The organism is Hymenobacter sp. HDW8 (assembly GCF_011305775.1).
In the GTDB taxonomy this organism is placed as follows: Bacteria; Bacteroidota; Bacteroidia; order Cytophagales; family Hymenobacteraceae; genus Hymenobacter; species Hymenobacter radiodurans.
This window is the reverse complement of sequence record NZ_CP049907.1, coordinates 3,705,738-3,728,676: the sequence shown is the minus strand read 5'-3', so window position 1 is coordinate 3,728,676 and position 22,939 is coordinate 3,705,738. Positions and strand designations below refer to the sequence as shown.

General features: G+C 53.9%; 22 protein-coding genes and 1 tRNA gene. 15 read left to right on the top strand and 8 right to left on the bottom strand.

Annotated features, from left to right (window positions below; translation table 11 throughout):
* Positions 1-11: 11 nt before the first annotated feature.
* The 3 genes from G7064_RS15930 to atpD all read right to left on the bottom strand — a co-directional run bounded on the left by G7064_RS15930 (position 12) and on the right by atpD (position 3,063).
* Positions 12-1,133, bottom strand: coding sequence for a trans-sulfuration enzyme family protein (locus G7064_RS15930; RefSeq protein ID WP_166074358.1), 1,122 nt, complete (start codon positions 1,131-1,133; stop codon positions 12-14).
* 168 nt (positions 1,134-1,301) lie between these two features.
* On the bottom strand, positions 1,302-1,547 hold the full coding sequence (atpC, locus tag G7064_RS15925) for an ATP synthase F1 subunit epsilon (RefSeq protein WP_166074357.1): 246 nt from the start codon (positions 1,545-1,547) through the stop codon (positions 1,302-1,304).
* A gap of 10 nt (positions 1,548-1,557) precedes the next feature.
* Positions 1,558-3,063 (bottom strand): F0F1 ATP synthase subunit beta, encoded by a 1,506-nt coding sequence (gene atpD / locus G7064_RS15920; protein ID WP_166074356.1) that lies wholly within the window; start codon positions 3,061-3,063, stop codon positions 1,558-1,560.
* Between the two features lie 256 nt (positions 3,064-3,319).
* Here atpD and G7064_RS15915 point away from each other — a divergent pair.
* The 4 genes from G7064_RS15915 to pth all read left to right on the top strand — a co-directional run bounded on the left by G7064_RS15915 (position 3,320) and on the right by pth (position 5,968).
* A tRNA-Gln gene (locus G7064_RS15915) sits at positions 3,320-3,392 on the top strand.
* A 194-nt stretch (positions 3,393-3,586) separates the two neighbouring features.
* The gene (locus tag G7064_RS15910; RefSeq protein ID WP_133273891.1) at positions 3,587-4,516 is read left to right on the top strand and encodes a ribose-phosphate pyrophosphokinase; all 930 of its coding nucleotides are present in this window, start codon (positions 3,587-3,589) and stop codon (positions 4,514-4,516) included.
* 154 nt (positions 4,517-4,670) lie between these two features.
* Positions 4,671-5,246: a 50S ribosomal protein L25/general stress protein Ctc gene (locus G7064_RS15905; protein WP_166074355.1), complete on the top strand. Its 576-nt coding sequence runs from the start codon at positions 4,671-4,673 to the stop codon at positions 5,244-5,246.
* 158 nt (positions 5,247-5,404) lie between these two features.
* Entirely contained in the window at positions 5,405-5,968 is a 564-nt protein-coding gene (gene pth, locus G7064_RS15900; RefSeq protein WP_166074354.1) for an aminoacyl-tRNA hydrolase, read from the top strand.
* 141 nt (positions 5,969-6,109) lie between these two features.
* Here pth and metG read toward each other — a convergent pair whose 3' ends face one another.
* On the bottom strand, positions 6,110-8,152 hold the full coding sequence (gene metG / locus G7064_RS15895) for a methionine--tRNA ligase (protein ID WP_166074353.1): 2,043 nt from the start codon (positions 8,150-8,152) through the stop codon (positions 6,110-6,112).
* Positions 8,153-8,370: 218 nt separating this feature from the next.
* Between metG and G7064_RS15890 the strand changes: the two genes are divergently transcribed.
* On the top strand, positions 8,371-9,027 hold the full coding sequence (locus G7064_RS15890; RefSeq protein ID WP_166074352.1) for a hypothetical protein: 657 nt from the start codon (positions 8,371-8,373) through the stop codon (positions 9,025-9,027).
* Between the two features lie 68 nt (positions 9,028-9,095).
* Here G7064_RS15890 and G7064_RS15885 read toward each other — a convergent pair whose 3' ends face one another.
* Positions 9,096-9,452 carry a hypothetical protein gene (locus G7064_RS15885; protein WP_166074351.1) on the bottom strand — a complete coding sequence of 119 codons (357 nt, stop codon included), beginning with the start codon at positions 9,450-9,452 and terminating at the stop codon, positions 9,096-9,098.
* 134 nt (positions 9,453-9,586) lie between these two features.
* Positions 9,587-10,144 carry a peptide-methionine (R)-S-oxide reductase MsrB gene (gene msrB / locus G7064_RS15880; RefSeq protein WP_166074349.1) on the bottom strand — a complete coding sequence of 186 codons (558 nt, stop codon included), beginning with the start codon at positions 10,142-10,144 and terminating at the stop codon, positions 9,587-9,589.
* Between the two features lie 198 nt (positions 10,145-10,342).
* On the opposite strand from msrB, the gene typA reads away from it, so the two are divergent.
* From typA to G7064_RS15860, 4 genes are all read left to right on the top strand, one after another.
* On the top strand, positions 10,343-12,151 hold the full coding sequence (typA, locus tag G7064_RS15875) for a translational GTPase TypA (protein WP_133273898.1): 1,809 nt from the start codon (positions 10,343-10,345) through the stop codon (positions 12,149-12,151).
* A 119-nt stretch (positions 12,152-12,270) separates the two neighbouring features.
* Positions 12,271-13,029: a YqjF family protein gene (locus tag G7064_RS15870; protein WP_166074348.1), complete on the top strand. Its 759-nt coding sequence runs from the start codon at positions 12,271-12,273 to the stop codon at positions 13,027-13,029.
* Between the two features lie 111 nt (positions 13,030-13,140).
* A complete protein-coding gene (locus tag G7064_RS15865; RefSeq protein WP_166074347.1) occupies positions 13,141-13,764 on the top strand; it encodes a hypothetical protein in 624 nt (207 codons plus the stop codon).
* A 253-nt stretch (positions 13,765-14,017) separates the two neighbouring features.
* A complete protein-coding gene (locus tag G7064_RS15860) occupies positions 14,018-17,383 on the top strand; it encodes a PKD domain-containing protein (protein ID WP_166074346.1) in 3,366 nt (1,121 codons plus the stop codon).
* Between the two features lie 14 nt (positions 17,384-17,397).
* Here the strand turns inward: G7064_RS15860 and G7064_RS15855 are convergent, their stop codons facing one another.
* Together G7064_RS15855 and G7064_RS22505 are read right to left on the bottom strand one after the other, a co-directional pair.
* Positions 17,398-17,940, bottom strand: a complete 543-nt coding sequence (locus G7064_RS15855; RefSeq protein ID WP_240935536.1) for an RNA methyltransferase — start codon at positions 17,938-17,940, stop codon at positions 17,398-17,400.
* Positions 17,907-18,206 carry a hypothetical protein gene (locus tag G7064_RS22505; protein ID WP_240935535.1) on the bottom strand — a complete coding sequence of 100 codons (300 nt, stop codon included), beginning with the start codon at positions 18,204-18,206 and terminating at the stop codon, positions 17,907-17,909. The genes G7064_RS15855 and G7064_RS22505 overlap by 34 nt, the downstream gene beginning before the upstream one ends.
* A gap of 170 nt (positions 18,207-18,376) precedes the next feature.
* On the opposite strand from G7064_RS22505, the gene G7064_RS15850 reads away from it, so the two are divergent.
* From G7064_RS15850 to G7064_RS15825, 6 genes are all read left to right on the top strand, one after another.
* Positions 18,377-19,909, top strand: coding sequence for a sensor histidine kinase (locus G7064_RS15850; protein ID WP_166074345.1), 1,533 nt, complete (start codon positions 18,377-18,379; stop codon positions 19,907-19,909).
* A 20-nt stretch (positions 19,910-19,929) separates the two neighbouring features.
* Positions 19,930-20,340, top strand: coding sequence for a response regulator (locus G7064_RS15845; protein ID WP_166074344.1), 411 nt, complete (start codon positions 19,930-19,932; stop codon positions 20,338-20,340).
* A gap of 155 nt (positions 20,341-20,495) precedes the next feature.
* Positions 20,496-21,563 carry a hypothetical protein gene (locus G7064_RS15840; RefSeq protein ID WP_166074343.1) on the top strand — a complete coding sequence of 356 codons (1,068 nt, stop codon included), beginning with the start codon at positions 20,496-20,498 and terminating at the stop codon, positions 21,561-21,563.
* Positions 21,564-21,606: 43 nt separating this feature from the next.
* A complete protein-coding gene (locus tag G7064_RS15835; RefSeq protein ID WP_240935534.1) occupies positions 21,607-22,365 on the top strand; it encodes an endonuclease III domain-containing protein in 759 nt (252 codons plus the stop codon).
* 41 nt (positions 22,366-22,406) lie between these two features.
* Positions 22,407-22,607, top strand: a complete 201-nt coding sequence (locus tag G7064_RS15830) for a hypothetical protein (protein ID WP_133273906.1) — start codon at positions 22,407-22,409, stop codon at positions 22,605-22,607.
* Between the two features lie 45 nt (positions 22,608-22,652).
* The gene (locus G7064_RS15825; RefSeq protein WP_166074342.1) at positions 22,653-22,934 is read left to right on the top strand and encodes a DUF167 domain-containing protein; all 282 of its coding nucleotides are present in this window, start codon (positions 22,653-22,655) and stop codon (positions 22,932-22,934) included.
* The last annotated feature ends 5 nt before the right edge of the window (positions 22,935-22,939 follow it).

The window sequence follows — 22,939 nt, the reverse complement described above, 5'->3', positions numbered from 1 at the left end:
ACTGTGGCTCTTTATCCCAAAGCCTGCTCTAGATCGGCTACTAATTCTTCTTTCAACTCAATTCCCACCGATAAACGAATCAGACCTACGGTGATGCCCAGTCGTTGCTGTTGCTCAGGCGTGAGGGCGCGGTGTGAAGTGCTAAGTGGATGCGACAGCGACGAATCAACGCCCGCCAAAGATGGGGCAAATGGAAAGCGCTGGGAGCGGCGCATAAACTGATTCACGAGCTTCTCATCATCGGGCAAACGGAAGGAAAGCATACCTCCAAACTGCGTCCCGCCTTGGCGAGCGGCAAGCGGGTGCTCCGCATGATTTGGCAACCCTGGATAATATACCTCTTGTACGAGCGGGTGGCCCTCTAGCATCTGGGCTATGGCCAGCGCGTTGGAACTGTGCTCCTGCACACGCAAGCGCAGCGTTTTGAGTCCACGCACAGCCAACCAGCTCTCCATTGGGCTTAGTGTTAAGCCCATGACCATTCCGATCTGACGCAGACGAGCAGCAATTTCAGGAGACGCAGCCACGACAACCCCGGCTGTTACATCAGAATGGCCAGCTAGGTATTTAGTTACGCTGTGCAGCGTAATATCGGCGCCATATTCAATAGGTCGAGTAAGCAGGGGCGTAGCAAACGTATTATCAATGACCAGCTTTACGCTATGCTGGTGGCATTCTTCGGCCAAAGCTTTCAAGTCTACCACGCGCAACAGCGGATTGCTCATAGTTTCGGCTAGCAACAGGCGGGTGCGGGGTTGCAGATGATGCTTTAGGTCATAAAGCTCGTCGAAAGGCACATAGCTTACCGAAATTCCCAAGCGACTCAGCTCCTGATTCAGCAGAGCCGCTGATCCACCATAGATATCGGCAGCGCAGAGCACATGGTCACCGGCTTCGCAGTATGCTAAAATGGCCGCCAGGATAGCCGCCATGCCGGAGCCCGTTGCAATTGCCCCCTGCCCACCTTCCAGTCGGTTTACCGCTTCGGCCAGTTCATCGGAGTTAGGATTGCCATTCCGTGAATACATATAGCGGCTGCCGGGCTCATCGAAATACTGCGCTATGCCATCCAGATCCTCAAATTTGAAAACCGACGTTTGATAGATGGGAGTGATTTTAGGATAGATGTGCATACAGAATGATGTTGCCGAATCTCGGGATACCGATACTGTGGGGGGCAAAATTAGATCGGTCTGGCGTTGGTAGCTCCTCCTCAAGAGTAGCCAAAGAGAGCAAGACCAGCCAAAACAAAAAAGCCTTTCCTAGCAAAGGAAAGGCTTTTTATTACTAAATAAACCAGCTTAAGCAACTACGCCTTCAGCCAGCACGATAACATTGTTGCGCAGCACTTCTACCACGCCACCTTCGATGCGGAAGGATTCGCGGCCCGTAGGGCTGTTCACGTTGATGCTACCCGCTTGCAAAGCACTGATAAGCGGAGCGTGGTTATTAAGCACTTCAAAAAGTCCATCCGCCCCTGGAAACTGAGCCGAAGTGACCTCGCCCGCAAATATTTTCCGGTCTGGCGTGATGATTTCTAAATGCATGTCAGTTGAATTACTTTGCTTCAGCAATCAGACGCTCACCTTTCACAACGGCATCCTCGATTGTACCAACAAGGTTGAAAGCTGCTTCAGGTAGATGGTCGTGCTTGCCGTCGATGATTTCATTGAAACCGCGGATGGTGTCTTTGATATCAACCAATACACCTTTCAGACCAGTAAACTGCTCAGCTACGAAGAAAGGCTGCGACAGGAAGCGCTGCACGCGACGAGCGCGGTTAACGACCTGCTTATCCTCCTCCGACAACTCATCCATACCAAGAATGGCGATGATGTCCTGCAGTTCTTTGTAGCGCTGCAGAATCTCTTTCACGCGCTGCGCGGTGTTGTAGTGCTCCTCACCGAGAACCTCAACCGACAGAATGCGTGAGGTAGAGTCTAGTGGGTCAACAGCAGGGTAAATGCCAAGCTCAGCAATCTTACGCGACAATACTGTTGTCGCGTCCAAGTGAGCGAAGGTGTTAGCCGGCGCTGGGTCAGTCAGGTCATCGGCAGGTACATATACCGCCTGTACCGACGTAATGGAACCACGCTTAGTAGAAGTAATACGCTCCTGCATAGCACCCATTTCGGTGGCCAGCGTGGGCTGGTAACCTACGGCTGAAGGCATACGACCCAAAAGAGCCGATACTTCCGAACCAGCCTGGGTAAAGCGGAAGATATTGTCAATGAAGAACAGGATGTCGCGGCCTGAACCAGTACCGTCGCCATCGCGGAAGCTTTCAGCGATAGTAAGACCTGACAAAGCAACACGAGCACGGGCTCCGGGCGGCTCGTTCATCTGACCGAACACGAGCGTAGCCTGCGACTTCGCCAGTTCTACCTCGTCAACTTTCGACAGATCCCAGCCGCCTTCTTCCATCGAGTGCTTGAACTCAGCGCCGTAGCGAATGATGTCCGACTCAATAAACTCACGCAGCAAGTCATTTCCCTCACGGGTACGCTCACCTACACCAGCAAACACCGACAAACCCGAGTAAGCCTTTGCGATGTTGTTGATCAACTCCTGAATCAATACGGTTTTGCCTACGCCAGCACCACCAAACAAACCAATTTTGCCACCCTTTACATAAGGAGCCAACAGGTCAATTACTTTGATACCAGTGAAGAATACTTCCGAAGTCGTAGCCAGATCCTCAAACGGAGGAGCCGAGCGGTGAATCGACATGGGGCCGTCGCTATCAGGCTGACGGATACCGTCAATGGCTTGGCCAATTACATTGAACAAGCGGCCTTTTACGCCTTCACCAGTCGGCATCGAGATGGGCGAACCCAAGTCGCGCACGATAGCACCGCGGGTCAGACCCTCAGTCGAGTCCATGGCGATGGTGCGCACCCGGTCTTCGCCTAAGTGCTGCTGGCATTCGAGGATAACGACTTGGCCGTTGTCTTTTATGACTTCCAGCGCGTCGAGAATGTTGGGGAGGCGCGTGTCATCACCGGCGAAGCTTACGTCCACTACGGGACCAATTACTTGGGTGATTTTGCCGTTATTCGCCATTGTAGGTCTTTATATAGATGGGTGGCAACGTTTTCAGGCCGCAAAACTACGGCTTAATCCCCGCTTTGCCAAAGCTCCCGTGAGCGGAAAGTTTACGCAGCGCTGGAGTATTGACAATCAGGCACTCAGCAGGCTTTAAACCCAATATTTGCCCCCCAGCTCCGGAAAAATTTTAAAAAAATATTCAATTAGAATTTGCCCCGAATTATTCGCCTCGTACATTTGCACACCCAAACAGCAATGCTGATGGGAATTTTGTCCGATGGTGTAACTGGCAACACGCTTGATTTTGATTCAAGAAAGTCCAGGTTCGAGCCCTGGTCGGACAACTGCTCGTAACGCGAAAGGCGCTGATACTTCCCTCGGGAGGAATCAGCGCCTTTCGCTTTTTAGTTTAGCCTTATCGGCCTTTTCGCCTTAAATTCGGCTGTTTTTACTTACCACCCCCTTCTGCCTAGCTCAGCCATATAGCCTCTCCTCTTTACCTTTGCCCACTCCGCTGACTCCCAACTGAATTAAACTCATGTCCCAGCAGGTTAAACTTTTCGCAGGCAACGCCTCGCACGAACTCGGTGAGAAAATTGCCGCCGCCTACGGCACCCAGCTCGGTGACCTGAGCCTTCAGCGCTTTGCCGACACTGAATTGGGACCAAGTTTCAATGAAAGCGTTCGGGGTTGTGCCGTGTTTCTGATTCAGAGCACGTTTCCGCCGGCTGAAAACTTAATGGAACTCATGTTGATGGTAGACGCCGCCAAGCGCGCCTCGGCCGCTTCTGTTACCATTGTAATGCCTTATTATGGCTACGCTCGCCAAGACCGTAAGGACAAGCCGCGGGTGAGCATTGGGGCCAAAGTAGTAGCCGACTTCATTCAAAGTGTAGGCACTGACCGCCTGATGACCTGCGACCTGCATGCCGGCCAGATTCAAGGGTTTTTCGATATCCCTGTTGACCACCTCGACGGTTCGGCCATGTTTGTGCCCTACATCAAGTCGCTGAATCTAGACAACCTCATTTTTGCCTCTCCTGACGTTGGTGGCGTGGTGCGGACCCGCGCTTTTGCCAAGCGCTTCGGGGCCGAAATTGTGGTGTGCGACAAGACGCGTCTGCGGGCCAATGAAATTGCCTCTATGCAAGTGATTGGCGACGTAACTGGGCTAGACGTCGTTTTAGTCGATGATATTGTGGATACGGCTGGCACCATCTGCAAGGCGGCTGAGTTGCTGTTGGAGCGTGGGGCACGTTCGGTGCGGGCTGTTATTACGCACCCCGTACTCAGCGGCCCGGCCCACGACCGCATTCGCAACTCGGTTTTGGAGGAGCTTGTGGTATCCGACACGATTCCGTTGCGGCAGGAGAACCCAAAAATCCGGGTGATATCATTAGCTGATCTGTTTGCTCACGCTATTCGTAACGTGGTGACGCACGAGTCGATTAGCTCGCTGTTTACCTAAAATATTAGGACCGTCCAGCGTTGGCCCTGCTGAGCAGGACGGCGTTTTACATCCTATATAGCAAGGCCTTTTTTGTTAACGGACTTAAACCGTATCTTTGCGGCCCCATTAATTGATGGGATCAGAAAATACTTTTTCCAAAAACACTCTTTTTATGAAAAGCTTAGAGATTGTAGGGTTTAAAAGAGCGAATCTCGGCAAGAAAGAGGCAAAGCAGCTGCGTCTTGATTCTTATGTTCCGTGCGTAATGTACGGTGCAGGAGAGCAAGTACACTTCTCGGCTCCTGCCATTCTCTTCCGCGAATTGCTGTACACGCCTGAAGTACACATCGTTGATTTGAACGTAGAGGGCACTGTCTACCGTGCTATCGTGCAGGACGCTCAGTTTCACCCCGTGAACGAAATGTTGCTGCACGTTGACTTCCTGCAATTGCAGGATGGCAAAGAGGTAAAAATGGATATCCCTGTGAAATACATCGGCACTTCGCCCGGCGTACAGCAAGGTGGCAAGTTGATCTCGAAGTTGCGTAAGGTAAAGGTGAAGGCGCTGCCCGAAAACTTGCCTGACTATGTAGAGGTGAATATCTCGGAGCTTGAGCTAGGCAAGTCTATCAAAGTAAGCAAAGTGCAGCCCACCAACTACACGATTCTTACCAACCCCCTCGCTCCTATCGCTACCGTGGCTATCCCACGTGCGCTGAAAGGTGCTATGGCCGGCGGCGACAAGTAAGCCCACGCCACGGATTTTGTAGTCCGTTCGATTTTCTAAAGAAAAGCCCCCAGGAATATTCTGGGGGGCTTTTCTTTAGATAATTTGGGCACCGAAATCAGATTGATCATTTATCAATTCTGGGCAATCCAATATATCCGATTTTAATCCGTGATTCAATGAAATACCTGGTTTTAGGCCTCGGCAATATTGGTCCCGAATACGCCAATACACGCCATAATATCGGCTTTATGGTAGCTGATTATTTGGCACAAAAACATGAGGCGCGGTTTGACATAAATCGACACGCGTTCGTGACGGAAATCAAGCATAAAGGCAAAACCTTTGTGTTGGTGAAGCCCACAACGTACATGAACTTGAGCGGTAAAGCAGTGGCACATTATCTGACCAGCCTGAAGCTAGAAAAAGAGCAGATGTTGGTTGTAACCGATGATTTGGCCCTACCTTATGGCAAGCTACGTTTGAAAGGAAAAGGCTCAGCCGGAGGCCACAATGGCTTAAAATCCATTCAGGAAACGCTGGGCACCGACGAATACGCTCGCCTGCGCTTTGGCGTCGATGCTAACTTTCCGAAGGGCCGGCAAGTGGATTATGTGCTAGATCCTTTCTCGGCTGACGAGCAAATCGACCTACCGCTGCGCATTGAGAGAGCGGCGGAAGCAGTCTTAGCATTCGGAACCTTAGGTATTGAACGCGCTATGAATGTGGTTAACGTGAAATAAAACTTCGGTAGAGGCGCTGGCTAGTTTATGACAGGGTCGACTTTGGAATATATAGAATAAGAAAGCCCCCACTTTGCGCAAAGTGGGGGCTTCTCTATGGGTTGTCGGTTAGGAAATTGGATACCGACACCGACAGCAAGCTTACATCACGCCACTACCGGGCCGCACTTGCTGGCCGGGTTGCATGAGCGCCAACGAGCCGTCGGCGTTTTCGGCTAGCAATAGCATACCCTGCGACTGAATACCTTTTATCTCTCTGGGGGCCAAATTTAGCAGCACCAACACCTGCTGCCCAACCAGCGCTTCCGGAATAAATGACTCCGCAATACCGCTCACGATGGTGCGCTGGTCTAACCCAGTATCCACGGTGAGTTTGAGAAGCTTTTTGGTTTTAGCAACTTTCTCGGCGGCGGTGATGGTCCCTACTCGCAAATCCATGCGGCTGAATTCGTCAAACGACACATTATCCTTCGCAGAAGCCGTGACAGCATTTGCCAATTCATTGGCTTTTTTAGTGTCAAGCAGCTTTTGCACTTGCGCCTCTACCGTCGCATCTTCTATCTTTTCGAAAAGGAGAAAAGCTTCATTGAGTTGGTGTCCAACCGGGAGAGCATCCGTGTTGCCAGCCGCCGCCCAAGGGGCTTTTTCGGTATTCAACATACTACCCAAGCGCGCAGCCGTATTGGGCAGGAATGGCTCCATCAGCGTGGTGAGGCTAGCCGTAATTTGCAGGGCGATATTGAGGATCGTAGCTACTCTTGGCTCATCCGTTTTTATAAGCTTCCAAGGCTCCGTATCCGCCAGATATTTATTACCCAAACGAGCCAGATTCATTAGCTCATTCAGCGCATCGCGGAAGCGGTAGTTCTCAATGAGCTGCCCAATACGCGCCGGGAAATCGGCCAGCTGCTGTAGGACATCTTGGTCAAATTCAGTGAGCTCATTTCGCGCCGGAATTTGCCCCCCGAAGTACTTATGTGTGAGAACTACAGCACGATTTACGAAGTTGCCGAGCGTAGCTAAAAGCTCGTTGTTATTGCGCGCCTGAAAATCCTTCCAGGTGAAATCGTTGTCTTTATTCTCGGGTGCATTTGCGCACAACACGTAGCGCAATACATCAGCGCGGCCCTCGAAATCCTGCAAGTATTCGTGCAGCCACACCGCCCAGTTGCGCGAAGTAGAAATCTTGTCGCCTTCAAGGTTTAGGAATTCATTGGCCGGCACATTATCGGGCAAAATATAGTCGCCGTGGGCCTTGAGCATGGCCGGAAATATGATGCAGTGAAACACGATATTATCCTTGCCAATAAAGTGCACCAGCTTCGAGCCGCTGTCTTTCCAATAGGTTTCCCACGTGTCGGGCAGCAGGTCTTTAGTGGCGGAAATGTAGCCGATGGGTGCATCAAACCACACGTAAAGCACCTTGCCCTCAGCACCTTCTACCGGCACAGGCACGCCCCAATCCAGATCGCGGGTAACGGCGCGCGGGTGCAGGCCCTGATCAATCCAGGATTTGCATTGCCCGTACACGTTAGCTTTCCAATCGTTTTTGTGGCCTTCCACAATCCATTCGCGCAGCCAGGGCTCGTATTGATCGAGGGGCAAATACCAGTGCTTGGTTTCGCGCAGCACGGGGTTGTTTCCGCTGAGCATACTGCGCGGATTGATTAGCTCAGTGGGACTAAGCGAGGTTCCACACCGCTCGCATTGGTCGCCGTAGGCATTTTCATTCCCGCAATTAGGACAAGTGCCTACGATATAACGGTCGGCCAAAAATTGATTGGCTTGCTCATCATAATATTGCTGCGACGTCTGCTCGATGAATTTTTCATCTTCATAAAGCTTGCGAAAAAAGCCACTCGAAACTTCACGGTGCGTAGCCGAAGATGTGCGTGAATAAATGTCAAACGACACCCCAAAATCCACGAAAGAATCGCGGATTAATGCATGATATTTATCTACCACTTGCTGCGGTGTGACACCTTCTTTTTGCGCCCGAATAGTGATGGGCACACCGTGTTCATCGGAGCCGCAAATAAACTTTACATCACGACCCGCACTGCGTAGGTAGCGCACATAAATATCAGCTGGCAGATAAACACCTGCCAGATGGCCAATATGCACCGGACCATTGGCATATGGCAAAGCAGCTGTAACGGTATAACGCTGAAAATCAGAGGACATATGAAAAAACTAAACCGAAAAAAGAATTCGAAAGAGAGAAGTAGAAATGCTGTACTCACGCAGCATTTGGCTACAAAGAAAGTTTTAAAAAACAGGAGAGAGCTGCTTAATAAAACCATAACATCTCAGACCTAGTAAATAGGTCTATATTTGATTGAATAGGTTGAATAATTTTATTGAAATTAAGGCGATCTATCTACCTCTCACTTGCTTCCATCATGAAAAAATCCGACGAGGAAAAATCCGCTAAAAAGGCTAAAAAAGTGTCGACTCCAAAAGCATCAAAGGCGGAACGCAAAGCGGCCAAATCAACGGTGCGAGTGACCAAGTCGCTTAACAACGATCGCGCTAACGAGAAGGCCAGCCAGAAAAAGGCTCTTAAATTGGCCGCTAAGCAACTTCAGAAAGAGCTCGATACGCGTGTAAGTGATGTGGTAAAACGCATTCGCAAAGAAACGAAAGCGAAGCTGAAAGAAGTAGTGAAGGAAGCGACGCGGCGGCTCGATCAGGATACGGAGCGCATGTTTGAGGAAGCTCTGCACACTATTGTGCGTCATTACGACTCCGCCGATACAACAACTGATACCTCGATTGCCCCTGCTGCTACTCCTACGGCGCCTGCTCGAAGCCGCAAGCCGGCACCTAAGCCGAGCGTGGCAACGAACAAGGATGGTAGCGCTCGTAAAAGCCGAGCTAGCTCGCAGGGCCAAAGTAGCACACCAGCGGCTTCGTCTAATGGCAAAGCCTCTACCAGCGCGCGCCGACCTAGTACCAGCGCGCGCAAGCCCGCAACTACCGCTGCTGCCAGAACAAGCCGCAAGCCTGCCGCTACAGAAACCCCGGCACCGAGCACCGACACAAACAGTGCTAGTTAGGATTGCATAAAAAAAGCCCCCCAACGAATATTTTACTTCGCTGGGGGCTTTTTTGTTTTGCGATTATTTTAAGGCCGGCGAATGGTATCGGATGGTGCGCCGCGCAGCCTACGCAGCCGCGTTTCCGGCGTACTGGTGTTAGGGTCGTTGGTATTCACGTTTTCGATTCGTTGACGGGCGTTAGTCCCGGCAGCCTGCTCACCCAACTCCACCCGGCCGGGCGTTGCGTCGGGCACAACGGCGCGAGTGCCAGTTCCGCTATTATAAGCAGCCTGTCGATCCGCATCGGTCCGGATTTCGGTAGGGAGCGGGGCACGATCTACTTCGGCCCCTTGCTCTTGAGTAGCGGTGCAACCGACGCCCAAAAACACCAAGCTACCCAGCCAACAGATGCGGCAAGGCAAACCCAAACGAAACGTGCTCATAAATTTTAGCTAAATGCAGGGTCTGGGGCGAGCCTGCATCCTTACAACGCAACCCAATAGTATAAGTTGGCTACGGGAGCGTTTGCACCCTAAAGTGTATTACTGGCTACACTGGGGGGCTTTTCTGGAAATAATTACTGCTTCTTAAAAGTCATAGCGGCCGAGTTCATGCAATACCGCTGCCCCGTAGGCTTAGGCCCATCATCAAAGACGTGGCCGATGTGGCCACCGCATTTGGCGCATACAATCTCATCGCGCGACATGCCGTAGCTGTTGTCCTGCTGCACTTTCACGCTGGCGGCGGTGGCCGGCGCAAAGAAGCTGGGCCAACCCGTACCCGACTCAAATTTGGTAGCCGAGTCGAAGAGTTTGTTGTCGCAGCCGGCGCAGTAATACACGCCTTTTTCGTGGTTATCGTTGTATTTATTGGCAAATGCCCGCTCGGTGCCTTGCTCGCGCAACACATTGAACTGCTCGGGCGTGAGTTGCTTGCGCCATTCTGCCTCCGTTTTGCGAACGGCAAACTCGTCGGCTTTGTTGGTCATGGGCTGAGCGGTCGGATAGGCTTTGGCAGCACCTCCGGGTGTGGTAGCGGCCTGAGCCTTAGCGGTTGCCAGCCCATCCTTTTTCTGCGAACAGGCAGTACCCAACGTCAAAAAAGAAAGAGCCAGAATAAGGGCGTAGTTACGCATCAGGGGAAAATTGAGGGAAGTGTAAATGAAACAGATGAATAGCTCGCTAATGCAGCGGCTATTGGCACAACATACGCGACGGGGTCCGGGTTCGGTTCGCTGGGGTGGGTGCTATTTCAGTTTCAAACAGTTAACATTTTCTTCTCGCTCATTTATCCGCTGACAATTGCGTACCTTTGCGCCCGCAAAAACCTTTGTATGCAGAACATTCGGAATATCGCAATTATTGCGCACGTTGACCACGGCAAGACGACGCTCGTGGACAAAATCATTCACGCCTCTAAGCTATTCGATGAGCACCAGCACTTCGACGACCTGATCTTGGACAACAACGATCTGGAGCGCGAGCGGGGCATTACCATCGTTTCCAAGAACGTATCGGTTCGTTATAAGGACGTTAAGATCAACATCATTGATACGCCTGGTCACGCCGACTTTGGCGGTGAGGTAGAGCGCGTACTGAAGATGGCCGACGGCGTACTGCTGCTCGTGGATGCCTTCGAAGGTGCCATGCCGCAGACCCGTTTCGTACTGGGCAAGGCCATTGACCTGGGTCTAAAGCCTATCGTGGTAGTAAATAAAGTTGACAAAGAGAACTGCCGCCCCGACGAGGTACACGAGCAGGTGTTCGACCTTATGTTCAACCTCGGCGCTTCGGAAGACCAGCTTGACTTTGTGACTCTGTACGGCTCATCAAAGCAAGGCTGGATGAGCACCGACTGGAAAGTAAAGACCGACAACATCATTCCGCTGCTCGATGCGGTAGTCGCTTCTATTCCAGCTGCTCCTACTTTGGACGGCACGCCGCAGATGCAGGTGACTTCGCTTGACTATTCGTCGTTCGTGGGTCGTATTGCCATTGGTCGCGTACACCGCGGCACGCTGAAAGAAGGCTCCAACATGAGCTTAGTGAAGCGTGATGGCACTATTAAGAAAGTAAAAATCAAAGAGCTACACGTGTTCGAAGGCCTGGGTCGGAACAAGGTAGCAGAGGTTAGCTCGGGCGAAATCTGCGCCGTAACCGGTATTGAAGGTTTCGATATCGGCGATACGCTGGCTGATGCCGACAATCCAGAAGGATTGGCAGTTATCAGCATCGACGAGCCAACGATGAACATGTTGTTCACCATTAACAACTCGCCCTTCTTCGGGAAGGAAGGTAAGTTCGTTACCTCGCGTCACTTGCGTGACCGTTTGTTTAAGGAGACGGAGAAAAACCTTGCGCTGCGCGTGAAGGAAACCGATAAGGAAGATACATTCTTGGTGTATGGCCGCGGTATTCTTCACTTGTCCGTATTGATCGAGACGATGCGTCGCGAAGGCTTTGAATTGCAAGTGGGCCAGCCCCAGGTGCTGTTCAAAGAAGACGACAACGGCAACCGCTTGGAGCCAATCGAGCACTTGGTAGTGGACGTGCCAGAAGAAACTGCTGGTAAGGTTATCGAACTAGTAACGATGCGGAAGGGCGACCTGACCATCATGGAGCCGAAAGGCGACTTGCAGCACTTGGAGTTCAATATTCCGGCCCGTGGCCTGATTGGTCTGCGTAATAACGTACTGACCGCTACCGCTGGTGAGGCTATCATGAACCACCGCTTCCAGAGCTACGAGCCTTATAAAGGTGTAATTCCAGGTCGTATTGCTGGTTCGCTGATTTCGATGGATACGGGTGCTGGCACCGCGTACACCATCGATAAGATGCAGGACCGCGGCGAGTTCTTCGTTGATCCAGGCGAGGAAGTATACGCTGGCCAGGTTATCGGTGAGCACACCCGCCCCAACGACTTGACCATCAACATTCAGAAAGGTAAGAAGCTCACCAACATGCGTGCTTCCGGCTCCGACGACAACGCGAAGATTGTTCCGAAGCGTCAGTTCTCGCTGGAAGAGGCGATGGAGTACATCCAGAAAGATGAGTATCTGGAAGTAACACCGAAGTCGGTACGGATGCGCAAGATTCTGCTGGACGAAAACGAGCGTTTGCGCTCGGCCAAGAAAGTAGACTAGCTCTAAGAATTATCTCTCCCTAAGAAGGGCGCAGCCAATGGTTGCGCCCTTCTGTCGTTTTACGGGGTCATGCCAGACACTTTGCTCGCTCCGCTTGTTATGAGGCGGTAACTGCCACCATGTCTTCCACTACCTTCTCAAAACCAGTGATAAAAAGCCCCCCAGGTCTGCCCCTAATGCGGCAGCGGTGGAGCCAGTTGCTCTTTGCGCATTGGGCCATAGATCCAGCGCTACTGCGTCCTTACTTGCCAGCGCGACTAGAGCTGGACTTGTTTGAGGGACAAGCGTGGCTGGGCGTAGTGCCGTTTACTATGAGCCATATTCGGCCGCTGGGCTTGCCAGCGGTACCGGGGCTGCATCATTTGCATGAGCTGAATGTCCGAACCTACGCGCGCCTTGATGGCGTACCGGGCGTGTGGTTTTTGTCCTTGGATGCATCGCTGGCGCTGGGCGTGTGGGCAGCGCGCACGTTTTTCCATCTTCCCTATCTGCACGCCCGCATGTGCCTGACGCAAACGGGCGACACATTGCGCGCCACGGCCGAACGAACGCACCACGGCGTTGCCCCTGCAACTTTTGCCGCCACGTGGAAGCTGGGTGAAACGTTGCCCGCGTCGCAGCCGGGCACTTTGCAGCACTTCCTCACGGAGCGCTACCATCTCTATACTGCCGGCCCGGATTTGATGCAGGCAGTGCGTAGCAACAACCTTTGGCGCGGAAAATTATTCCATGAGCCGTGGACGCTTCGGGAAGCTAGGCTGAGCGAATGGGACTCCACCTTAGTCGAAAGCCACGGCTTACCGACGCCCGATGGTGAGCCACTCCTGTATGCTGCCGATACCTTAGATGTGTGGGTACAGGAGTTCAGACGGGTATAAACACTGGCCATTTTGCCCCCCAGTGGAGTCTGCGTCATCCACCAGAAGCGTCATGGTTAAAGTTTTAAGCTGAGCCGAATAATATATAGCTGCACAACGGTAGCTTGCAGTATGAAACACGCGTCAATTGCTGCTGGCTTCTTGGTCTTGATAGCATCCAGTTGCGGCTCTACAGTGCAGGAGCAGCGGGCAGAGCCTCGCCGGGGCGAAACAGTAGACACTGCGCCAGCCCCGAAAGCACCGCCCAAAATCACGTTTAGCAAAACCCTGGAGCGTGGTGATTTCACGGCTGATGTTACCTCGACTGGTGAAGGCAACCGCCGTGCGTTGGCGCTCACGGCCCGCCGCGCGGGCCGTGAAATGGCAGCCATTCGCGACTCCATCGCAGGCGAAATTACGGAGGCGCTGCTCACCGATTTAAACCAGAATGAGTTGCCGGAAACATTGGTTTTCGTGCGCGAAACTGGCTCTAATGCTCGCGGACAAGTATATGGCTTTGAGTTTGCCACCCAGGACTGGGAGCGGTTTCAACTGCCAACTTTGCCCCCCGAGGCCACCACGGGCTACCAAGGCCACGACCAGTTCACAGTAGCAGGTGCCGACATAGTGCGCACTTTCCCCATCTACCGCCCCGCCGACGCGCCCATGGAGCCCACGGGAGGCAAACGCACCATCCGCTACGCCCTAGACCATACGCTTCGACTAACGGAAGTCAGCATCGAGGACCAGCCGTAGCGAAGTGGGGGCTTTTTTGTGGTCGGAGCCAACCTTAGCATTGAATTCATGCGCCGCAATGGCACCCTCTGCAATGCAGTGCAGGCCCGAATTGGGCACACAAATAGCTAGCATACAAAAGCGACACCTTCACGGTATTTGCGCCCCTAACTGTCTAAGTTATATCCTTATTTAGCCTTAGATTTCATAGGTCTGAGGCCATGTCAATAACGTGGCAAAAAGCGTCTTTTTTACCAGTTGTTTATTTTAATTTATGCGGCTGACTTTTACTGTTTTACTGAGCGTTTTAAGTATTCTAGCCAGCTTTGCCAACGCACCGGCGCCATCGGCATTCCAGTTTGTTGCCAACGCCGGACAATGGCCTGCCCAGGTGCAATTTGCTACAGCAGTGCCTGGGGGGCATTTATTCTTAGAAAACAACCAGTTTACTTACAATTTGCAAGCTCTGCCCGCCGAGTACAGTCACTCGGCGGTTAGCACGAGCGAGGCTGTGCAAGGCCATGCTTTTCGGATGCAGTTGGTAGGTGCTCAACTGAAACCCAAAACCCTGGGCCAGGAGCGCCAGTCAACCTATCACAATTACTTCTTGGGCTCTGATCCGAAGAAGTGGGCCAGCAAGGTGCCGCTGTTTGCCGTGGTACGGTACGAGCAAGTGTACCGTGGTGTGGATATGGTGTGGCACTCCGTGGGTGGACAGCTGAAATACGATTATGAAGTAGCGCCCGGCGCCGACCCCAGCCAGATTCGGATGCGTTACGAAGGTCTCGACAAAATGGAGTTGCACGACGGCCAGCTTCAGCTTCACACTCAGTTGGGGATACAAGCGGAGCAGGCACCTATTGCCTATCAGGTGCTGGCCAATGGAAAGCGACGCCCCGTAGCCTGTCGTTTCCGGCTATATGACAAAGAAGTGCGTTTTGAGTTGACTGAAAAGTATGACACTAAGTTGCCACTAATCATCGATCCAGCGCTTGTATTCAGCACATACACTACCAACTCCACGTTTTTGTCGGCCAACTCGGCGGCGGGCGATGAGTATGGCAATATGTACACGGCGGGCTACTGTCAGGATGCCACTTATCCCGTCACCATTGGGGCTTATCAAAGTCAGCAGCGAGGCCAGAACATGGGCATTTCCAAGCTAGATCCCACGGGCCGCACAGTATTATTTGCCACGTACCTTGGGGGCGGCAGCACCGAATACCCATTGGATATGGCCATTACAGCTAAAAATGAGTTGCTTGTGCTGGCTCTTTCGGGCTCTACCAATTACCCGGTGACCTCCACCACCTATGACAACTCCTTCAATGGCGGCCAAGATTACGTTGTTTCTCGGCTGAGTGCCGACGGTTCTTCCTTGTTGGCCTCTACGTACTTAGGTGGCTCAGGCTATGAGGCGGGTTCGCTTTCCTCTAGGCCGGCAACTGTTACCAGTACTCCCACCGGCGACGTGCTGATAGGCGGAAATACGAACTCCCCTAATTTTCCAGTGCGTAACGCGTTGCAGCCTACCCTAAGAAGCATTGGTATATCTGGGAATGATGGATTTGTTACAAGCTTGAATGAGACATTATCGACGCTACAATGGTCAACTTACCTGGGCGGCACGGCCGAAGATCAGGTACACGACATCAAAGTAGCTCCCGATGGGAGTATCTACGTTTGCGGCCAAACCGCCAGCACCGATTTTGCGGTGGGAAGCACCGGACTAAATCCTACGTTTCGGGGTGGCCAGCTTGATGGGTTTCTGGTTCACTTAAGCGCTACGGGCAACAACCTGCTGGGGGGCACATTTCTGGGCACAACGGCCACCGATCTGGCCCGCTTTATCGACTTTGACGCCGATGGCCAGGTATTAGTAGCCGGCGCTACGGCTGGCAGCTACCCCGTTACGAGCGGAGCATTTACTCTTCAGACGCCGAATACGGACAAAGTTTTTATTCACTGCTTTAATCCGGCGCTGACCAGCACTATTTTCTCCACCCAAATTTCCACCGGGGTTAGCGGCTCCATGGAGTCGTCTAAGCTGACTACCGCTTTCAACCTCGACGCTTGCAACCGCATCTATTTTTGCGCCTATGGGAGTACCAGCACCTCCCCTACTACCTCCGATGCTTTTTCCAGCGCCCAACGCAGCATCTACTTAGCCGTTTTGAGCCCGGGTGCCCGCCGCCTGGAGTACGGCACGTATTTCGGCGGGCCGGCCAACGGTGGAACGCACCTGCACCCGGCTGCTTCCAACGAAATCACAAAGCAGGGCGTGCTGTATCACATTGAATGCACAACCGCTACCAGCTTCACGACGACGCCGGGCACCTATTCTCCCACCAAAACGGTAGGCACCAATAGCGGAGCGGCATTTAAGTTTAATATGCTGCCGACGGGGGCTTCTCTCCCAACGCTGACGGCCGCGCTGCCTCCGGTACCGACAGGTTGCGCGCCCTATACGGTTCAGTTCAGCAATGCCGGCAGCGGAGCGGAAACCTACGAATGGGATTTCGGTGACGGTAGCCCACTTGAAACCACGGCAACGCCAACCCACCGCTTCGAGCGTCCTGGCACGTATCAAGTTCGGCTGACGGTAACACGCACGGGCGGCTGCGGTCCGCAGCGTCTGACGACCACTACAACGGTCGGCGTTACCAGCCCGGCGGCGCCTTTGGTATCGGCGGTGGCGGCCGTGCCGGCGGGCTGTGCACCCTATGTTGTTCAGTTTCAGAATACCAGCACCAGTACCGGCCCCGTGCGCTATCAGTGGGACTTTGGCGATGGCAGCCAGGAAATTGGAATTGCCCCCCAACACCGCTTTACAATACCCGGCCGGTACGTGGTGCGGCTGACGGCTGAGCAAGTAAGTCCGTGTGGCACGCAACGTAGTGTTAGCGAAACCGTTGTTGTGGTTGATCCGCCAGCTCCCACACTGATTGCGGCATTTCAGGCGCCTATAGCAGTCTGCGCGGCTACTCCGGTGGAGTTTGTGAGCACTGGCCAAGGAGCCCAGCGCTACGAGTGGAACTTTGGCGATGGCACCCCAATAGAAACATCCGAAAAGCCCCTGCATCGCTTTCTGCGTGCGGGCACCTACCAGGTACAACTTACTGTGAGTCTCACGAACGTGTGCGGCAACAAGCAGGAAGTAATCCGCCGCAATATTGTGGTGCAGGACCCGCCAGCCCTTGTGGAGCGCATCGACTCGCTGGACTGTCGCGCGCAGCTCACTTTGGATGCTGGCATGGAAGGCAACAAATATGAGTGGTCGACGGGCGAAACGACGCGCTCAATCATCATAAAGGCGGCCGGCATCTATCGGGTAAATGTGACGACGAATGCCCCCTGCCCTACTACCATTGCCTTCACTATTCGGCCCGCCGGCGAGCGGAATATCTTCAACGTCATCACCCCCAACGGCGACCGGCGCAACGACACCTTTGTGCTGCCGTCGGAGCTAGGGATTCCGGAGTTGCGCATTTTCAACCGCTGGGGCCGCGAGGTATATCAGAGCGCAGCCTACCGCAATGAGTGGCAAGCGGAGGGTCAACCGGCGGGCGTATATTACTACCAGGTGCGCCAGCCGCAGTGCGCTCTCACGCTGAAGGGTTGGGTGGAAGTTATTCGCTAAAGCCAACGAAAAGCTCAATTTTGCCCCCCACGCTGACGTACGGCCTCAAACGTCATGATGGCCGTGCAGGTGCTTACGTTGAGCGAGTCGATGTAGCCGGCCATCGGAATCTTGATCTGGGCATCGGCGGCCGCGAGCCATTCGTCGCTGAGGCCAGTGGCTTCGGTGCCCATCACAATGGCGCTGGGGCCGCTGAAGTCCATATTGGTGTATAAGTCTGATGCGGCGGGAGTAGTAGCGAAGCTGCGAATACCGTGCTGGCGCAGCCAAGCTACTACCTCAGCAGTAGGGGCAGCCACTACCTGATTGGTGAATACGCACCCAATGCTGGCCCGGATCACGTTGGGATTATATAGGTCGGTGCGCGGGTCACAGACGATGACAGCGTCTACGCGGGCGGCGTCGGCGGTGCGGAGTACGGCGCCTAGGTTGCCGGGTTTTTCAACGGCTTCCAGAATAATCAGGAGCGGGCTGGGGGGCAATTTCAGGTCGGTGAGAGCGCGGCGCGGGGGGCGAGCCAAGGCTAGGATACCGTCGGAGCCTTCGCGGTAAGCCACTTTTTCGAATACCGCTTTCGATACCGTGAAGTACTCTGGGCGGGGGCAAATAGCGTTTCTAGCTCCCGCTGCCTCGTTAAGTCAGTCAGATCCGGACACACGAACAGCGTCATAACTTCCACCCCGGCTTGTTGGGCGATAGTCAGTTCCCGGTAGCCCTCAATGATGGTCAGGTTTTGCTGCCGGCGCTCAGCGGGCTTCTGCTGCAAGCGCAGCAGGTTCTTGATGCGCGGGTTTTGGGGGCTGGTAATCGGGTCGGGGGGCATTTTTCCGAGGAGTAAAGGGAATGCGGCGTAGCCGGGCGGCACACAAAGGTAGAAGCAAAGTGCACGAGCCGTTCGCTTGTCGTTTGGGGTCCGCGCTCATAAAAGTGCGAACTTTACCTTTTATCACCATTACCAGTGCTTGTTCCCTCCTCAATTCTACTTGAAATCAAGTGCGGCTGAATCTTAATACCAAAATCAGGCTGGGCTTTGGAATTGCGCTGATTGTGCTGCTGCTTACTTCCCTGTTTGCTTACATAAGTATTCAGCAGGTGGCTTACTACACCAATCGGGTGGAGCATACCTACAAAGTATTGCAGCACAGCACCGAATTGCGCACCCAAATGCGCGATGCGCAGGGCTCTGTCCGGGGCTACTTATTGCTGGGCGACAAGTCTTACCTCGATAATTACGATGGCCTGATCATGGGCGTGCGCGGCAGCTACGAGAACCTGCGGCATCTTACCTTCGACAATGCCGAGCACCAGCGGCGCCTGGATACGCTGGGCACGCTGCTAGCCCAAGAAATTCTGCTGCTGGATAGCTGGCGCCAGCAACCTCCCAGTCCGTACGCGGCCCGCGACCTAGTGAGGGGCGACCGTCGCCTGCTAGAACAGATTCGGGCTGCAATTGCGCGGATCAAAAACTCCGAGGATCTGCTGCTGCACGAGCGTACCCGCGACCGTGATATCTGGGAACGCATGGCCCCGCTGGCCATTATTGGCTCGGCAGTGTTGGCTATTGTATTGGTGCTCTGGCTGTTTAGCCGCATTGTGCAGGAGCTGAAGGAGAAAGAGCGCTTACAGGCCGAGCTGGCCGCCGTCAACCACAATACGGCCCAGCGCATTCAGCTTATCGAAAACCTGGCGGAACAGGTAGTGCTGGGTGATTACAAGGTTAAAATTCGGGACAAGGAGCAGGATAGCATCGGCAAGCTGGCCGGCTCTCTCAATCGCATGACCCAAACCCTCGATCAAACCTTCGAGGCGCTGAACAAGCGTAACCTAGAGCTGGACCAGTTTGCCTACGTAGCCTCCCACGACCTGAAAGCGCCTTTACGTGGCATTGGAGCCTTGGTGAAGTGGATAGAGGAGGAATTACCACACGAAGTATCGGCGCAGATGCGGGAGTATCTGGCCATGCTCAAGGGCCGCCTCACCCGCCTCGATGATCTGATCAACGGCCTGCTGGCGTATGCCCGCGCCGGCCGCACTCAGCCTTTACCGGAGGAAGTAGATGTGCGCGCACTAGTAGCGGAAGTAGCCGATATGGTAGTTCCGACCGGATTCACGGTCAATTTGCCCCCCAGCCTGCCATCCTTCCTCACCGACCGGCTGAGTTTGCAACAGGTATTTACTAACCTGCTCAGCAACGCTGTGAAGCACCATCACAGCAGCCAGGGCCACCTAAGCATTGGAGTTCAGGAGCTGAAAAAGGAGTACGAGTTCAGTGTAACCGACGATGGCCCCGGCATCGCGCCGGAATACCACGAAAAAATCTTTCAGATATTCCAGACCCTGCGCGACCGAAATACGGCGGAGAGTACCGGCATCGGGCTCAGTATTGTCCGCAAGATCATCGAAGAACATAAAGGCAGCATTCGGGTGCAATCGGTACCGGGGCAGGGTACTACCTTTGTATTCACGTGGCCCAAAACGCTGGTGCCAGTTTCTCCGGTGACCACGTCAGCCAATGCTCTTTTTTAGTAGTTGTTAAGCAAGTAGTTATGCGTTCTATCCTCCTCGTCGAAGACGACTTCTTTGATACGATGATCGTGGAGAAGTCCTTCGCCAAGTTCAGTGTGCAGCATAAGCTGCACACCGCCTTTAATGGCATAGAAGCGCTGAACATGCTGCTCGGACGCAATGGACAAGAGGCCATGGACCCACTGCCGGAGGTCATTCTGCTAGATTTGAACATGCCCAAAATGAATGGCCACGAGTTTCTGGAGGAGTTGCGCAGTCAGCCCAAGCTGCGCGATATTCCGGTGTTCATCACGACCACTTCGGCTATGGATGTGGATCGGCTTAATGCCCAGCATCTGGGCGTGGCCGGGTATATTTTGAAGCCCATCGACTTCGAAACTTCTACCGATATGGTTGACAGCCTGAGCCTGCTGGAGAAGCTGCTGAAGTAGCAATAGCCGTATCCGACTCAGGCTGTGAAGCGCGCCTGCATCAGGGCGATGAGGTGCGTAGCAGCGTTGGTGTAAAAATTAAATAGCGATTAGGCGGCTCAACAACGCAACGCCGGGGCGCTAGTATGGCTCTTGAGTAGAAAAAGCCCCCCGCGTTGATTCAGACCGCTTTTTCGCGGGTAGCTCCGGCTGTAACTATCGGTGAACAATTACTTCTGGCGGGGGGCTTTTTCGGCATACTAAACCGACTTCCTCTGCAGTTTTTTGAGTCTATCTTGCTGTCCATCTTCCCTCCTTTTGCCTGCATGACCAGCCGCTCCTTTCTTCTGGCATTCCCCTTTTTAGCGCTGTGCTCTGCGCCGATACTGGCTCAGAATACCCCCCGCGAGCTGAATACGCTCCCTCAGCCCACCCCGCCAACCACCGCGCCCGCTCGTACTACTCCTCCCTCCACGGTAAATACTCCGCCTGTACTCCCCGATTCGGTGCGGGCCGAGCAGCAGCGGCGCCGTGAAGTTGCGCCGCCCGTCGAAACCACTCGTTTTGCGGTGGGCCTTAAGGATGGGCGCGTATTTCAGGCCTACGACGTTGAAACCAAGCAGCCCATCTTCGGGAAGCCTTTTCTGCTGCTGGATGGGCAGCAGCGCTTCGACCTAAACACTATCAGCTACTACAGCGACGAGACCGGCCACTATGTGCGCACGGTGCTGCCGGGCCGCTCTACCCGTGAGGCCACCCTGCGCCGCGACCGGGTGGGGCGCATCAGTCTGTATTCCATCACCAACACCCAATATGCTGGCAACTCGCCGTATGGCTACAGCCCCTACGGCTTCGGGCGCTACGGCTACGGCGGCTTTGGGGGCTTTGGCGGCCCGATGTACCGCACCACCAAAACCGAGTATTTCAGCAAAGACAACGGCCCGATTGAAGACCTCAATCTGCGCAACCTCAGCATTGCCACCGCTGACTTTGCGGCCAGTCGGGGCTTGCTAGAACAGGCACGCAAGTACCAGACCTACAGCACGCTGAGCTACATTGCAGCCGGCGGAATTATAGCGGCGGGCATGTTCTCCACATTTAACAACTCCTCAGGTGGGCGAGCCAGCATATCGCCGCTGGTGTATGCGGGCATGCCGTTGTTCATTGTGCCGCTTATTATGCAGGGTAAGCAGCAGCGCAATATTCGCCAGGCTATTTCGCTTTATAATCGGGGGAATAACTAAGCGGCGGCAACCTCAGCGGGCCTGGCTTGCGTAGGCGATACTTGTGGAAACCATCGCCCCCAATATGCCCCCCGACTTTGCCATTCGCCAAGCGAAAGCCCTATTGGTGCACGAGCGCCTATGCGCTGAGTATGGGGCGCCATTCCGCTTTTTCAGCTCCAAAGATCCGCTTAGCGAGCTAATCAGTGCCTTGCTTTCGCACCGCACCCGCAACCAAGAGTCGCATAAGGCTTACCAGCAGCTGGTGGCCCGGTTTCCGACTTGGGAACAAGTGCGCGATGCCCCTACCGAGGAAGTGCAGGCCGCCATCAGCCCGTGTACCTGGCCCGAGCAAAAAGCCCCCCGCATTCAGGCGGTGCTCCGCGAAGTCAGTACGCGCTGCGACGGCCCTTGCGACCTCGAATTCTTAGCTGAGGTACCAGTTACGGAAGCACGCGCCTGGCTGGAGTCTATTCCGGGAGTGGGTCCCAAAACCAGCGCTGCCACGCTGCTATTCAGCACGTTGCGCCTGCCCGCAATGCCCGTCGATAGCCATCACCACCGCGTGGCGCAGCGGCTGGCGCTCATCGGGCCTAAAGTGGGTACGGAGGCCGCGCATGCTCTACTGTCCGAACTTTTGCCCCCCGACTGGTCGGCGCAGGAGGTGTACGATCATCACGAAGCTCTCATGTTTCATGGACAGAAATGCTGCTACTTTAGCGCGCCAGCTTGCCAGCGCTGCGTGGTGCTGGATCAGTGCCCGTTTGGGCAGGCGCGCATAGGTGACGCACATTCACTGGAGCCTGCTACTTCTACTACATAAGCGCTGTTTATCTTTCGTCTTTCACCCTCCCCTAATTTGCCATGAAACCGACCTACGGCGTACCCGCAATCTTCTCTTTCTTCATTCCCGGCTTAGGGCAGCTTATCAAAGGCCAGATTCTGAAGGCGTTTCTTATTTGGGCGCTGGGCGGTGTAGTCGGCTTTTTGCTGGCCTGGACGCTGATTGTTCCATTTCTCATTTGGGCCTGGAACGTGTACGATGCCTATAATTCGCCCGCCTAAAGGTTGAGCAAAGCTCGGCGCGAAGGGCATTCAGGAGAAAATTCCTTGTTTACAATCCTGCATATCAAAGCCAAACCCAACGGCCGCGTCAATCAGCTATTGGTGGCCGCCAATGGTGAGGTGGCGGTCCGCATAAAGGCGCCAGCGCATGCCGGACAAGCCAATTCGGAGCTCATAGCCTATCTGGCGCAGGTATTTAGACTCAGCAAATCCAGCGTTACCATCCTGACGGGCCACACCGCGCCATTCAAGAAGATTAAGCTTGATGGCCTGAGCGAAGAGGATTGTCAGCGTGTACTGGCGCAATACCGAGGAGAAGCAAGCTGATACCC